Below are 13792 nucleotides of genomic sequence, written 5' to 3' on the forward strand. Positions count from 1 at the left end.
TGGGTGGTGCGCCAGGGCAGGCAGGCACGGATCGACGGCACCGAGGACAACGGCACATGACGACGAGCGCAACCAACATCGATGCGACCGCGGTGAACACCATCCGCTGGCTCTCGGCGACCGACGCGACGATCGTGGTGCCGGTGTACCAGCGTCAGTACCGGTGGGACATCGGCGGGTGCGAGCAGCTGCTCGCCGACATCCGCGCGGTCGCCGACAGCGACGGGCAGCACATGCATTTCCTCGGCTCGGTGCTGTCATCGCTCACCTCCGATGCGCCGGCGCCCGAGCTGGTCCTGATCGACGGGCAGCAGCGCGTGACGACCCTGATGCTGCTCGTGGCCGCCCTGCATCACACCATCCGCGCGACCGATCCGCGGCTGGCCGGCGAACTCGAGCGCGTGCTCGTGCGGTCGAACGAACCGGGGCGCACCAAGCTCCAGCCCCACCGGGAGTGGGAACGGGTCTTCGAGCGCGTCGTCCTCGGTACCGACCTGGCCGAGGGCGAGAGCCGCCAGTCGCGCTTCGACGACAACTACGCCTTCTTCCGCAGCCAGATCAGTGCCGACGAGGCGCCACGCATCTGGCGCGGGCTGCAGAAGCTCGAGCACGTCGCGATCACGCTCGGCCCGGGGGCCAACGCGCAGCAGATCTTCGCCAGCCTGAACTCGACGGGTGAGCCGCTGCGTGACCACGAGCTCATCCACAACTACGTGCTCATGGGTCTGACGCATGCGGAGCAGAGTGAGATCGAGGATGTGTTCTGGCTGCCGATCGAGCGCAACACGGGCGACGCGATCGGTGAGTTCTGGCGCCACTACCTGGTGATGAAGACCGGACGCGAGGTCTCGGGCGAACATGCCGCCTACGACGCGTTCCGCGCCCTGTTCCCGCGGCTCGACATCGATTCCCTGCGGCTGTACGCCGCACAGTGGCGGGACTTCTCGGCCATCTACCGCATCCTGCTCGATCCCCCGCAGGCGGCCGATCCTCGCCTGGGCCGTCATCTGGCGTATACGGCGACCTTCGGCACCGGGATGTTCCCGCTGGTCATGCGCGTGATGCGCGACCTTGAACAGGGCGTTCTGCAGACGGATGCCGCCATCGGCACGCTCGAGATGATCCAGGCTCTTCTGCTGCGCCGTGCCGTCTCCGGCCTGGGCAATGCGCGACTCGTCGCCCGACTGTGCCGGGCCCGGGACGACGGACACGAGGCGCTCGTGGCGGCGGTCTCGCGTGTGACGCCCTCCGACGAGCGCGTGCGCATCGCCCTCAAGTTCGGCGAGCTGCCCCACGCACGCTACGTGCTGGAACGCATCGCGGACGTGGACCCCGGCGTCGACCACGATCTCCTGCATGTCTTTCCGCTCGCGCCCCCGGACACCTGGACCGGCGACGGCATGCGCACCTGGGCGGAGTACAGCGAGGACGAGCAGAACAGCCACCGCGCCCTCGCCCCCACGCTGGGGAATCTGGTGGTCCTCGAACCCGAGCTGGCCGAGCGGGCGCTGGATGCCTCGTTCCCCGACCAGCGCGATGTCTACCGCCGCAGCTCCGTCGCGGCGACGCGTGCGATCGCGGACGTCGAAACGTGGAACACGGCCGCCATCTCGCAGCGCAGCGCCGAGCTGACCGGCCGGTTCGTCGAGGTGTGGCCGCGGCCGGGAGCGGCGGCGATCGACGACGACGGGCTCACGCCGATCCTCGATGCGATCTCGCGGCGCGGCTGGCCGCGCGGCTGGGAGCGCGAGTACGAATACACCGAGTACCGCGGTGAGCACTGGGAGATCTACAACATCCGTGACCTCTTCAACCGCGTCTTCAGGCGCCTGTGGGCGGATTCGCGCGGCGCCGTCGAGGAGTTCAGCGCCCAGCGAGGTGGTCCGGTGTACCCCGCGCGCGCCTGGAACGGCGACTGGGACGAATTGGCGGGCGGCGCCCACCTGTACATGGGCTGGGACGCGCGCTACATGCTGAGTGCGGTCCAGGGCGTGCTCGAGCACGCCGGCCATGCGCCCGAGGTGTTCGTGAAGTACTCGTACGTCGCCGCCCACATGTAGCCGCTGCGGTTCGCATGCGAACCCTTGGGCGGGTTCGCGTGCTGCCATCACACGAGAGAACGCACCGCCCTGCGGGCAGTGCGTTCTTTTGTGGGGCGGGTGGGACTTGAACCCACGATCGTCGGGTTATGAGCCCGCTGCCTTCACCAGCTTGGCCACCGCCCCATGTCGCTCGTCGAGCCTATCTCGACCCGCGGATCAGCCGAGCGCCCCGCGACCCGGATTGTGGGTGTCCCGTCCCCGCAGCAGGGGCAGCTCCCCGCTGTCGCTCAGAACCTGAGGGTGGTAGCGGGCCAGCGAGATGACGCCCCACGTGGCGATCGCGCCGGCGATGCCGAACCCGATGAGCGCCCAGAGCGGGGCGGCCGCGCCCTCCCCCAGCACGAGCAGCCCGATGAGCACCGCGACCATCGGGTCGATCACCGTGAGCCCCGCGATCACGAGGTCGGGCGGGCCGGCCGAGTACGCCGTCTGCACGAAGTACGCGCCGATCGCCGTGGCAAGCAGCAAGGCGATCAGGCACAGGAGCGTCAGCCATTCGAAGTCTCCGGCCTGGATGCGCTTGATGACCACCTTCGCGAGCGTCGCGACGAAGCCGTACACCACGCCCGCGCTGAGGATGTAGAACAGAGCGCGCATGCGGCGGCGAAGCAGCAACCAGAGCACGAGCAGGATCAACGTCACGACGCCGAGGATGGCCAGCACGGTGATCAGCTGACTCTCGTCGAGGGGGCTCTCGGTGGCGAACAGCGCGGCGATCAGCACGAAGACGAAGATCCCGCCCACGCACGCCACGATGGCCATGACGGAACGCCGGGTGGGTGCGTGTCCGCTCACCCGCCAGTTGAGCAGCGTCGTGACGACGAGCGCGATGGCGCCGAGCGGCTGCACCACGATCAGCGGGGCGACGGTCAGCGCCCCCAGCTGGCACACGATCGCCATACCCAGCATGAGTGTTCCGACCACCCAGGAGGGGCGCGTGAACAGTCGCCGCAGCTGCTGCATGCTCAGGCCGCTCGTGCCGACGGTGCCGCTCAGACGCTCGACCTTCACGACGCCCCGGTGCTGGAACTGAGCGCCGAACGACATGAAGACCGCGCCCGCCAGCGCCAGGGGGATTCCGAGCAGCAGGCCGGGGTTCTGGAACGCCCCGACGAGCTGTTCGCCGACATCCTCCACCGAGCCCGTCCACATCACGGCATCGAGATTACCGGGAGCGGGCCGGATAAGCTCGATACGTGGCCGTGCGACCGATCAAGATCATGGGAGATCCCGTCCTGCACTCCCCCGCGGCACCCGTGGACGAGGTGACCGACGACATCCGCGTGCTCGTGGCCGACATGTTCGAGACGATGGATGCCGCGCCCGGCGTCGGTCTCGCGGCGCCGCAGGTGGGAGTCGCGCTCCGGATATTCGTGTACAGCCATCTGGACGATGACGAGCACCCGTGGCGCGGCGTCGTCATCAATCCCGAGCTGTGGGTCTCGCCCTCGGTTCCGGGAGAGCCCGATCCCGACCTCGAAAGCGAGGGATGCCTGTCGTTCCCCGGCGAGCGGTTCCCGCTGCGCCGCGCGGAGCGGGCGATGCTGACGGGCACCGACTTGGAGGGCGAGCACGTGTGGGTGCAGGTGGAGGGCTGGCGGGCCCGCATCCTGCAGCACGAATTCGACCATCTCGACGGCATCATCTACATCGACCGTGTTGACGATGCCGACTGGAAGACCGCCCAGAAGATCGCGCGGAAGCGCGGCTGGGGCCGCCCCGGCTGCTCATGGATGCCGGGTGAAGATGATCTCGAGGCGTGATGCCGCCACCCGCTGCGCGTCGTAGGCTCGAGGGATGACTCGGATCCGGATCGCCCGGCGCGCGAGCCTCGAGATACTCCGGGCCGAGGCGTCGGAGGAGCTCGCCGTCGTCATCGAGGAGCGACTGCGGCACGGCGAGGACCCCTGGTCGTTCATGCAGGAGCTTCCGAGCGTGGATGAGCTCGTGATTCGCTTCCTGCGTGCCGAGGCCGTCGTGGACGACCCGGGGTCCATGCCGCCGCACGTTCAGGAGTACCGGATCCTTCGCCAGATCGCCCTCGAGCACCCGGATCTGACACGCACCGTGTGGCGCCTGATCGGCGACGACGAGGCGCCCGAAGAGCCGGTTTCCCGCTGAAGCATCCCTGCGCGCCCGGCGATGCGGTGCGCGTGAGGAGTGTGGCTCCCCCACTTGGACTCGAACCAAGAACCTACCGGTTAACAGCCGATTGCTCTGCCAATTGAGCTATGGAGGAATGCGCCCGATCGCGTCGGGCAACCCGAACAGTTTAGCAAAGGTGCGGGCATGCTCACGACACGGCGGCGTTCACGGCAGCGGCAGCGACGACTCGTCGCTGAGCAGGGCGGGCGACCATCGGATCTCGTCTTCGCGTCCCTGCGCGACCAGGTGACCGTGCTGCAGCACCAGGACCTCGGCCGAGAGCGCCCCCACGATGTCCTCGTCGTTGGTGGCGAGCAGCGCGGCCATCCCGCCCTCGTCGCGTCGGCGCGTCAGCGCGCGCAGCACCGCCGCCCGTGCATCGACGTCGAGATTCGCAAGCGGTTCGTCGGCGATCAGCACACGCGGGTCCAGCACCAGGGCGCGCGCGATCGCGACGCGCTGTCGCATTCCGGCGCTGAGCTCGTAGGGATAGCGGCCCGCGGTGCCCAGCGCCAGATGCAGCTCGTCGAGCAGGGACGCGACGCGCAGGTCGAGGGCTCGGGGGTTGACCTTGCGGTCCCGGTCGGTGATCGGCGCGGCGACGATGTCGCGCACCGTCAGCCGGGAGGGCAGATCCGCACCGGCGCGCTGGGCGAGGTAGCCCGCGTGGTAGGTGAGCTGGCGGCGCGCACGACCTCGCTTGCGCACGCTCACCCCGGCGACGAACGCGTCGCCGCCGACGATGCTGAGGTCCTCGCCGCCGCGCCCCGCCAGAAAGCTGAGCAGGCTCGACTTTCCCGAGCCCGTCGCACCGTGCACCACGGTCGTGCCGGCGCTCGGGGTCGAGAACGTGACGCCGTCGACCGCCCGGCCGCCGCCCGGTCGCGACCCCGAGGTGTGCTCGACCGAAAGATCGGCGCACAGGATCGCCTCGGATGTCTCGTGCTTCGCGGTCATCCCTTCATCATGCCCCGTGCACGCTACCCGGGCCAGCCTCAGTCCTCCGATGCGAACGCGTGTCGGGCCGCGTCGAGATCACGCAGCCGCACCCGCAGCGCCCGACCCTCCTCCGAGTGCGCCGGTACTCGCTGAACGGCGCTCACCAGTTCCCGCTTCTGGCGATCGTAGGCGCGCAGCACGAGACGACGGGCGAGCGACAGCGCCGAGGCCTGCGCCCCCTGCTCGTCCCGGGCGGGGAACGGGGCGGCGAGAAGCTCCGCGGCGAGCGAGCGGTAGGGCTCGCGCACCGAATCGACCGCGGCGACGGCCCATCCCGGGCGCTGCAGGTCGGCGGCCTGTACGGCCGATCGCACCGCCTCGAGCGCGGGGTGGGTGAGTGGATGCTCCAGGGCCGAATCGCGGACCGCCTCGGGGATCGTGTGGCCGTACTGCAAGAACCCCATCATCGCGTCGCGCTCGAGGGCTGCCTCCGGTGTTCGCGGCAGCGTCGTGATCGTCACGCTCTGAGCGGCCCTCTCCCCTGCGTCTTCGGCGACGCGCGGGTCGGCCGCCCCGGGTCCGCTCCTGCGCGCGTCCGGGGGCTGCGCCGCGCGTCGTGCAGCCGCTTCGATCGCGCGCCGCACCTCGGACTGGTCCATTCCCAGTCGGCGGGCCAGCACCCGGGTGTACCCGGGTCGCAGGGCGGGGTCGCGGATGTCGGCGACGATCGGCGCCGCGGCGCGCAGCGCACCGACCTGGCCCTCGACCGAGCCCAGATCGAACTTCTCGATCCTGCGGTCGATCACGTACTCGAACATGGGCTGTTTGGCGCTCATCAGCGCGCGGACGGCCGCGTCGCCCCGGCGCAGGCGCAGATCGCACGGGTCCAGGCCCTCGGGGGCCACGGCGACGTAGGTCTGCGCCGAGAACCGCCGCTCGTCCGCGAAGGCGCGCAGCGCCGCCTTCTCGCCCGCGGCATCCGGGTCGAAGGTGAAGACCACCTCGCCGGCGGCGGAGTCGTCTCCCATGACGCGGCGCAGCACGCTGATGTGGTCCGAGCCGAAGGACGTGCCGCAGGTGGCGATCGCCGTCGTGACGCCGGCCACATGACACGCCATGACGTCGGTGTACCCCTCGACGATCACCACGCGGTCGCTTCGCGAGATGTCGCGCTTGGCCAGGTCGAGTCCGTAGAGCACCTGGGCCTTGTGATAGATCGGGGTCTCGGGCGTGTTGAGGTACTTGGGGCCCTTGTCGTCGTCGTACAGCCGCCGGGCGCCGAACCCGACGGTTTGGCCCGTCACGTCGCGGATCGGCCAGATCAAGCGCCCTCGGAAGCGGTCGTAGGCGCCTCGCTGACCCTGCGAGAGCAGGCCCGCCGTCGTCAGCTCCGCGCGCGAGAAGCCCTCGGCCCCGAGCGCCTTCGCGAGCCCTTCCCACCCGCGCGGGGCATAGCCCACCCCGAAGTGGGCTGCGGCGCCGGCGTCGAATCCGCGCTCCCCCAGGAACCGGCGACCGGCCTCCGCCTCGGGCGACGAGAGCTGGCGCTGGAACCAGGCGGAGGCGGCCTGGTTCGCCTCGTAGAGACGCGAACGCCCGCTCGTCGCGGGCGCGGCCGGACCCCCCTCTTCGTAGTGGAGGGGGAAGCCGATGCGCGCCGCGAGTCGTTCGACCGCCTCGGCGAAGGTCATGTGATCCATCTTCTGCAAGAAGGTGTAGGCGTCGCCGGACTCCCCGCATCCGAAGCAGTGGTAGAAGCCGACCTGCGGGCGAACGTGGAAGCTGGGGCTGCGCTCGTCGTGGAAGGGGCACAGACCCTTGAGCGAGCCCACCCCCGCCGACTTGAGCGCGACCCGCTCGCCCACGACGTCGCCGAGGTTGGTGCGCGCCTTGACCTCCTCGACGTCCGCCTGCCGGATGCGGCCGGCCATCAGGACTCCGTCGCGCCCGCGCGGGGCGTCCAGATCCCGAGGGAGGCGACGTCGAGGTCGCCGGCGTGGCGCATGTGCCACGCGATCGCGTCCTGGTCGGTCAGGCTCGCGACCTGGTCGACCACGACCCGGCGCCGGGCCGCGTCATCGGGCGCCTCGTCGAAATCGGCGCGCAGAACCGGCGTGAGGATGGCCGGTCCGGCTGCCCAGAGCGCGTCCGCGAGTCGCTTGAGCATGCGCCGCTGCTCCTTGTAGAGCGCCCGGCGGCCCTCGATCGAGACGACGAACGCACCGATCATGCCCTTGAGCGCCGCGACCTCGGCCTCGACGACGCGCGGCACGACGACGTGCGCGGAATAGCGTGTCAGCGCGCGATCGGGATACGCCTCGCGGGTGGCGGTGGTGGCCGCCCTCGCGAAGCGGCCGATCAGATCGCTCGTCAGGTTCTTGAGTCGCCCCAGGTCGGCGCGTGAGCCGTCGAAGGTCGGGATCCACTCCGACATGCTGGTCAGCCGATACAGGGCGTCGTCGAGCTCGTCCCGGGCGAAGTCGTACCCCACCCACGCCTGGATGGCGGTCACGATCGCGTCGTGCTCGCGCGGCGAGGCCAGCCGGCGGGGATCGAGGTAGCCGTTCGTCACCGCGTCCTCGAAGTCGTGCACGGAGTAGGCGATGTCGTCGGCGAGGTCCATCACCTCGGCTTCGATGCAGCGGACGCGACCGGGCGCCCCCTCCCGCATCCAGCGGAAGACGTCCTCGTCCTCGCGATAGACGCCGTACTTGAGCCGCCCTCCCGGGTCGGGCACGGGATGCTCGGAGGTCCACGGGTACTTGCAGCTCGCGTCGAGGCTCGCGCGGGTGAGGTTGACGCCGTGCGAGCGACCCTCGGCATCCAGCACCTTCGGCTCGAGCCTGCTGAGGATGCGCAGCGTCTGGGCGTTGCCTTCGAAGCCGCCGATGTCGGCGGCCCAGTCGTTGAGTGCGCGCTCGCCGTTGTGCCCGAACGGAGGGTGCCCGAGGTCGTGTCCGAGGCAGGCGGTGTCGACGACGTCGGCGGCGAGAGCCAGCTGGGTCGCGAGTTCGCGGCCGACCTGCGCGACCTCGAGGGAGTGCGTCAGCCGGTTGCGCGCGAAATCCGCCGGGCTTGCCGGCGAGAGCACCTGGGTCTTCGCAGCCAGCCGCCTCAGCGCCGCGGAGTGCAGCACGCGGGCGCGATCACGGGCGAAGTCGTCGCGCTCGGAGCGGTGCCTTTCGCGGTGGAAGCGCTCGACGTCATGCGCGTCATAGCCGTCGGCGCGCACCCGTCGCGAGCCGGAGCGGGCGTCAGCCGCCACTGTGGCTCAGCTCCGCCGTCGCGAGATCGCGGGATGCCGCCTGGTCGAGACCGCGATCCGCGAGCCACCCGTCCGGCAGCGCCGGGCGCTTCGGGCTGCCGGCCCGGCCCCGCTGGCCTTCTGCAGCTGCGCCGGGATACGGCTCATCGTGGTCGAGGGTCGCGAGCAGCTCGTCGATCTGTGCGAGGCTCGAGACGGTCGCCAGAGCGGCACGGGTGTCACCGCCCACCGGGTACCCCTTGAAATACCACGCGACGTGCTTGCGGATGTCGCGGCATCCCCGCTGCTCGTCCTCGAAGAACTCCACGAGCAGCTCGGCATGACGGCGGAAAGCCGCCGCGACGAAACCGAGGGTGGCATCCACCGCGGGCGCATCCTGCCCGAACGCGGCGGCGAGATCGCCGAAGAGCCAGGGCCGGCCGAGACATCCGCGTCCGACGACGACCCCGTCGCACCCGGTGCGGCGCATCATGGTGACGGCGTCGTCCGCCGACCAGATGTCGCCGTTGCCGAGCACCGGGACCTCGGTGACCGCCTCCTTCAGACGCGCGATCGCCTCCCAATCCGCGGCACCCGAGTAGAACTCGGCCGCCGTGCGCGCGTGCAGCGCGACCGCCGCGGCTCCCGCATCCTGGGCGATGCGTCCGGCGTCCACATACGTGAGGTGGTCCTCGTCGATTCCCTTGCGCATCTTGACGGTGAGCGGCAGATCGCCCGCCGCACGGGCGGCGTCCTCGACGATGCTTCGGAACAGGCCGAGCTTCCATGGCAGCGCCGCTCCCCCGCCCTTGCGCGTGACCTTGGGCACCGGACAGCCGAAGTTGAGATCGACGTGGTCGGCGAGGTCCTCGGCGACGATGATGCGCACGGCCTCGGCCACGGTCGTCGGGTCGACGCCGTAGAGCTGGATCGATCTCGGCGTCTCGGACTCGTGGTGGCGGACGAGTCGCATCGTCGTCTCGTTTCGCTCGACCAGAGCGCGCGAGGTGATCATCTCGCTGACGTACAGGCCCGCCCCGTACTCGCGGCAGAGCCGGCGGAACGCGGTGTTCGTGATGCCCGCCATCGGTGCGAGCACCACGGGGACGTCCAGGCGCATCGCACCGATCCGCAGGGGCGCGACGGCTCCCCGCACGGGCGCGGTGGTGGCGGTGGACATACTCGCCATTGTCCCAGATGCCCGCCGGTCAGGCGGACGACGTGTGGGGCGTCTCATCCCCGCCGTCGTGGTCGTCGTTCGCGGATGCGACCGTGGTGCGTTCGGTGACCACCTGCCGAATGACCTGCACGAAGGCCTCAGGCGGCTGAGCGCCGCTGACTCCGTAGGTGCCGTCGAACACGAAGAACGGCACGCCGGTGATGCCGTAGGCGCGAGCCTGCTCCTCGTCGGCGTGGACATCGGGAAGGTACCGGCGTGAGCCCAGCGCCTCGCGCACCTCGGTCTCGTCCAAGCCGACCTCGGCGGCCAGTTCGACCAGCTCGTCGATCCGCCCCACGTGGCGTCCCTCCGTGAAGTAGGCCGACATGAGGCGCTCCGCCATGTCGGCCTGCCGGCCGGCGGCCTTCGCCGCGTGCAGCAGCTCGTGCGCGATCACGGTGTTGGTGTGCTGCAGCCGGTCGAAGCGGTAGTCGAGCCCGGCCTCGTGCGCAACCTGCGTCACCCGCGTCAGCATCTCGGAGACCTGCTCGCGCGGCATCCCCTTGTGGCCGGCGAGGTAGTCGATCTCGTCGCCCTCGAAGTCCACGGGGGTGTCGGGCGAGAGCTCGTACGAGTGCAGGGTCACTTCGACGGCGGGGATGTCGCCGTCGCGGGCCAGCTGCGCCAGCCCGTTCTCGAGATTGCGCTTGCCGATGTAGCACCAGGGGCAGGCGATGTCACTCCACACGTCGATCTTGATGGCGTTGCTCACACGCAGGTCCAACCACCGCGGGCGGTGCGGGTATTCCCCATCCGCTATGCGGTGGGGCCGGGTTTGTCGACGGCTCCGCCGAAACGCCGGTCCCTGCTCTGGTACAGATCGATCGCGCGCCAGAGATGCTCGCGGCTGAAATCCGGCCACAGCGTGTCGAGGAACACATACTCCGCGTACGCCGATTCCCACAGCAGGAAGTTCGACGTGCGCTGCTCGCCGCTGGAACGCACGAAGAGGTCGACATCCGGCATGTCGGGCACGTACAGGCGCCGTCCGATCAGCTTCTCGGTGACCGCCGACGGCTTGAGCCGACCCGCGGCGACATCGTCGGCGATCCCACGCATCGCGTCGACGAGCTCGACCCGGCCGCCGTAGTTCACGCACATCGTCAGCGTCAGCGTGCGGTTGTGCTGGGTCAGGCGCTCGGCGTGCTGCAGCTCCTTCACGACCGACCCCCACAGGCGCGGCCGCCGGCCCGCCCACCGCACGCGCACGTCCCACTCGTTGAGCTGGTCGCGACGACGGTGCAGCACGTCGCGATTGAAGCCCATCAGAAACCGCACCTCGTCGGGAGAGCGCGACCAGTTCTCCGTCGAGAAGGCGTAGACGCTGAGGTGGGTGACGCCGGCCTGTATCGCGCCGGCGACGACGTCGAGCAACGCCGACTCCCCGGCCTTGTGCCCTTCCACGCGCGAGAGTCCGCGGCGATTCGCCCACCGGCCGTTCCCGTCCATCACGATGGCGACGTGCGCAGGAACGCTGCCCGGTGCGAAGACCGGCGGCTGCACCCCCGTCCAGTCGAGCGGACGGTAGGGCACCGCGTCGCGGTGGGTATATGGCTTGGGTGTCACCGAAGCGCCTCCAGATGGGACAGAGAGCGGATGCCGCGTTCGAGGTGCCACTGCGCGTACGCGGCAACGGCCCCCGCCGCGCCGGCTGCGGCGGCGGGGGCGGCGGCATCGACGACGTCCCACTCCCCCGCCATCTGCGCGCGCAGCACCTCGATCGCCGCGGTGCCGATGCGGGCCGAGCCCGCGGGGGCGCAGGCGTCGCAGACGACACCGCCGGCCTGCGGCACGAAGGTGCGGTGCGGGCCGACGGCACCGCAGCGGGCGCAGTCGACCAGACTCGGAGCCCACCCCGACAGCGCCATCACGCGCAGCAGGTAGGAGCCGAGGATGCTGCGCGGAGCGTGCTCGCCCCGAGACAGAGCACGCAGACCGCCGACCAGCAGCAGGTATTGCTGGGGCGTCGCCTCGGCCTCGTTCAGGCGGTCCGCAGTCTCGACCATCGCGTTGGCGGTCGTGTAGCGGTCGTAGTCGGCGACGATCTCCGCTCCGTACGCCCCGAGGCTCTCGGCCTGCTGGATGATGTCGAGAGAGCGGCCGGCGTACAGCTGCACGTCCACGACCATGAACGGCTCCAGGCGCGCCCCGAATCTCGACGAGGTGCGACGCACCCCCTTGGCGACGGCCCGTACCTTGCCGTGCGCCCGACTGAGCATCGTCACGATGCGGTCGGCCTCGCCCAGCTTGTGGGTGCGGAGGACGACGACCTCATCGCGATAGGTGGGCACCGGTCCATTATCGCCGCCGGCGCGTCGAGAACGCGCGGATGCGCACTCCACTGCGCGGAACCGGCGGCATCCGCGCGTCCTCGATCCGGGGAGACTAGACCGCGACCAGTTCGGGACGGCGGACGCGGATGGCGCGGTTGACGCCCGAGACGACCGCCTTGAGGCTGGCAGTCGAGATGTCGCCGTCGATCCCGACGCCCCACAGGCGCTCGTCCTCGACCTGCATCTCGACGTACGACGCGGCCTGCGCGTCGCCTCCGGCTCCCAGCGTGTGCTCGACGTAGTCGAACACCGTCACGTCGAGGCCGCGCTGCTTCAGCACATCGAGGAACGCGGCGATCGGTCCGTTGCCGTGTCCGACGGTGTCTTCGACGCCGTCTCCGTCGCGCAGGCGCACGTGCAGTTCGACGTCACCCGTCATGTCGCTCGACGTGCGCGTGCCGAGCAGCTCGAATCGGCCCCACCGCTTCTCGTCGTCATCGGCGGGCAGATACTCGTCGGTGAAGATCGACCAGATCTGCGCGCTCGTGACCTCGCCACCGTCGGCATCCGTCTTGGCCTGCACGACGCCCGAGAACTCGATCTGCAGGCGACGCGGCAGGTCGAGGGCGTGGTCCGTGCGCAGCAGATATGCCACGCCGCCCTTGCCGGACTGTGAGTTGACGCGGATGACGGCCTCGTACGAGCGACCCAGGTCCTTGGGGTCGATCGGCAGGTACGGCACCGCCCACTCGATCTCGTCCACCGTGACACCCGCGGCGTCCGCCTTCGCCTGCAGCGACTCCAGGCCCTTCTTGATGGCGTCCTGGTGGGAGCCGCTGAACGCCGTGTAGACGAGGTCGCCGGCCCAGGGGCTGCGCTCGTGAACCGCCAGCTGATTGCAGTACTCCGCGGTGCGCTTGACCTGGTCGATGTCGCTGAAGTCGATCTGCGGGTCGATGCCCTGCGTCAGCAGGTTGATTCCGAGCGCCACCAGATCGACGTTGCCGGTGCGCTCGCCATTGCCGAACAGGCATCCCTCGATGCGGTCTGCTCCGGCCATGTAGCCCAGCTCGGCGGCGGCGACGGCGGTGCCGCGGTCGTTGTGCGGGTGCAGCGAGAGGATGACGCTCTCGCGGGGGTGCAGGTGCCGGCTCATCCACTCGATCGAGTCGGCGTACACGTTGGGAGTCGCCATCTCGACGGTCGCGGGCAGGTTGATGATCACCTTGCGCTCCGGCGTGGGCTCGAGCACCTCGAGCACCCGGTTGCAGATGTCCGCGGCGAACTCGAGTTCGGTCCCCGTGTAGCTCTCGGGCGAGTACTCGTAGAACACCTGCGTCTCGGGAATGCGCTTCTCGAACTCGCGACACAGGCGCGCGCCCTCGAGCGCGATGTCGATGATGCCCTGGCGGCCGGTGCGGAAGACGACCTCGCGCTGGACGATGCTGGTCGAGTTGTACAGGTGCACGATCGCACGTTTGGCGCCGGCGATCGACTCGTACGTGCGCTCGATCAGGTGCTCGCGGCACTGGGTGAGCACCTGGATCGTCACGTCTTCGGGAATGACGTCGTCCTCGATCAGGTGCCGCACGAAGTCGAAGTCCGTCTGGCTGGCCGAGGGGAAGCCGACCTCGATCTCCTTGTAGCCCATGCCGACCAGCAGGTCGAACATGATGCGCTTGCGCTCGGGGCTCATCGGGTCGATGAGTGCCTGGTTGCCGTCACGCAGGTCGACGGCACACCACCGCGGAGCCTGAGTGATGCGGGTGCTCGGCCAGGTGCGGTCGGGAAGATCGACGCGGATCTGCTCGTGGAAGGGGCGGTACTTCTGCACCGGCATCCCGGAAGTGCGCTGGTTGTTCTCCATGAT

The 13792-nt window shown here is 69.8% G+C and carries 12 protein-coding genes and 2 tRNA genes; 3 read left to right on the forward strand and 11 right to left on the reverse strand.

Features of this window, described 5'->3' with window-relative positions; genetic code table 11:
* Positions 1 to 56 precede the first annotated feature (56 nt).
* Positions 57 to 2060, forward strand: a complete 2004-nt coding sequence (locus M4I32_RS01345) for a DUF262 domain-containing protein (RefSeq protein WP_319032689.1) — start codon at positions 57 to 59, stop codon at positions 2058 to 2060.
* Positions 2061 to 2151: 91 nt separating this feature from the next.
* Here the strand turns inward: M4I32_RS01345 and M4I32_RS01350 are convergent.
* A tRNA-Ile gene (locus tag M4I32_RS01350) sits at positions 2152 to 2225 on the reverse strand.
* A 33-nt stretch (positions 2226 to 2258) separates the two neighbouring features.
* Positions 2259 to 3254: a DMT family transporter gene (locus tag M4I32_RS01355; RefSeq protein ID WP_319032907.1), complete on the reverse strand. Its 996-nt coding sequence runs from the start codon at positions 3252 to 3254 to the stop codon at positions 2259 to 2261.
* 44 nt (positions 3255 to 3298) lie between these two features.
* On the opposite strand from M4I32_RS01355, the gene def reads away from it, so the two are divergent.
* Both def and M4I32_RS01365 read left to right on the forward strand, forming a co-directional pair.
* Positions 3299 to 3865, forward strand: coding sequence for a peptide deformylase (gene def / locus M4I32_RS01360; RefSeq protein ID WP_319032690.1), 567 nt, complete (start codon positions 3299 to 3301; stop codon positions 3863 to 3865).
* Positions 3866 to 3899: 34 nt separating this feature from the next.
* Positions 3900 to 4223, forward strand: a complete 324-nt coding sequence (locus M4I32_RS01365; protein WP_319032691.1) for a tryptophan synthase subunit alpha — start codon at positions 3900 to 3902, stop codon at positions 4221 to 4223.
* 42 nt (positions 4224 to 4265) lie between these two features.
* Here the strand turns inward: M4I32_RS01365 and M4I32_RS01370 are convergent.
* The 9 genes from M4I32_RS01370 to leuA all read right to left on the reverse strand — a co-directional run bounded on the left by M4I32_RS01370 (position 4266) and on the right by leuA (position 13789).
* Positions 4266 to 4341 (reverse strand) — tRNA-Asn (locus M4I32_RS01370).
* Between the two features lie 71 nt (positions 4342 to 4412).
* Positions 4413 to 5204, reverse strand: coding sequence for an ATP-binding cassette domain-containing protein (locus M4I32_RS01375; protein WP_319032692.1), 792 nt, complete (start codon positions 5202 to 5204; stop codon positions 4413 to 4415).
* 38 nt (positions 5205 to 5242) lie between these two features.
* Positions 5243 to 7117, reverse strand: coding sequence for a DNA primase (gene dnaG, locus M4I32_RS01380; RefSeq protein WP_319032693.1), 1875 nt, complete (start codon positions 7115 to 7117; stop codon positions 5243 to 5245).
* Entirely contained in the window at positions 7117 to 8451 is a 1335-nt protein-coding gene (locus tag M4I32_RS01385; RefSeq protein ID WP_319032694.1) for a deoxyguanosinetriphosphate triphosphohydrolase, read from the reverse strand. The genes dnaG and M4I32_RS01385 overlap by 1 nt, the downstream gene beginning before the upstream one ends.
* Positions 8441 to 9619 (reverse strand): tRNA dihydrouridine synthase DusB, encoded by a 1179-nt coding sequence (gene dusB, locus M4I32_RS01390; protein WP_319032695.1) that lies wholly within the window; start codon positions 9617 to 9619, stop codon positions 8441 to 8443. The genes M4I32_RS01385 and dusB overlap by 11 nt, the downstream gene beginning before the upstream one ends.
* A gap of 19 nt (positions 9620 to 9638) precedes the next feature.
* Positions 9639 to 10361 carry a DsbA family oxidoreductase gene (locus M4I32_RS01395; RefSeq protein WP_319032696.1) on the reverse strand — a complete coding sequence of 241 codons (723 nt, stop codon included), beginning with the start codon at positions 10359 to 10361 and terminating at the stop codon, positions 9639 to 9641.
* 44 nt (positions 10362 to 10405) lie between these two features.
* Complete coding sequence (locus M4I32_RS01400; protein ID WP_319032697.1) at positions 10406 to 11215, reverse strand: isoprenyl transferase; 810 nt, start codon at positions 11213 to 11215, stop codon at positions 10406 to 10408.
* Entirely contained in the window at positions 11212 to 11940 is a 729-nt protein-coding gene (gene recO / locus M4I32_RS01405) for a DNA repair protein RecO (RefSeq protein WP_319032698.1), read from the reverse strand. Before recO ends, M4I32_RS01400 begins: the two co-directional genes overlap by 4 nt.
* Before the next feature lie 94 nt (positions 11941 to 12034).
* On the reverse strand, positions 12035 to 13789 hold the full coding sequence (leuA, locus tag M4I32_RS01410; RefSeq protein ID WP_319032699.1) for a 2-isopropylmalate synthase: 1755 nt from the start codon (positions 13787 to 13789) through the stop codon (positions 12035 to 12037).
* Positions 13790 to 13792: the final 3 nt, after the last annotated feature.

Origin of the sequence: Microbacterium sp. LRZ72, assembly GCF_033792225.1 — a bacterium.
Classification (GTDB): domain Bacteria; phylum Actinomycetota; class Actinomycetes; order Actinomycetales; family Microbacteriaceae; genus Microbacterium.

What these genes read in the sequence shown, in the direction of transcription:
- dnaG (WP_319032693.1), bottom strand. Translation starts at nt 7,117, where the DNA reads ATGGCCGGCCGCATCCGGCAGGCGGACGTCGAGGAGGTCAAGGCGCGC.
- M4I32_RS01355 (WP_319032907.1), bottom strand. Translation starts at nt 3,254, where the DNA reads ATGTGGACGGGCTCGGTGGAGGATGTCGGCGAACAGCTCGTCGGGGCG.
- M4I32_RS01345 (WP_319032689.1), top strand. Translation starts at nt 57, where the DNA reads ATGACGACGAGCGCAACCAACATCGATGCGACCGCGGTGAACACCATC.
- M4I32_RS01365 (WP_319032691.1), top strand. Translation starts at nt 3,900, where the DNA reads ATGACTCGGATCCGGATCGCCCGGCGCGCGAGCCTCGAGATACTCCGG.
- M4I32_RS01375 (WP_319032692.1), bottom strand. Translation starts at nt 5,204, where the DNA reads ATGACCGCGAAGCACGAGACATCCGAGGCGATCCTGTGCGCCGATCTT.
- dusB (WP_319032695.1), bottom strand. Translation starts at nt 9,619, where the DNA reads ATGGCGAGTATGTCCACCGCCACCACCGCGCCCGTGCGGGGAGCCGTC.
- leuA (WP_319032699.1), bottom strand. Translation starts at nt 13,789, where the DNA reads ATGGAGAACAACCAGCGCACTTCCGGGATGCCGGTGCAGAAGTACCGC.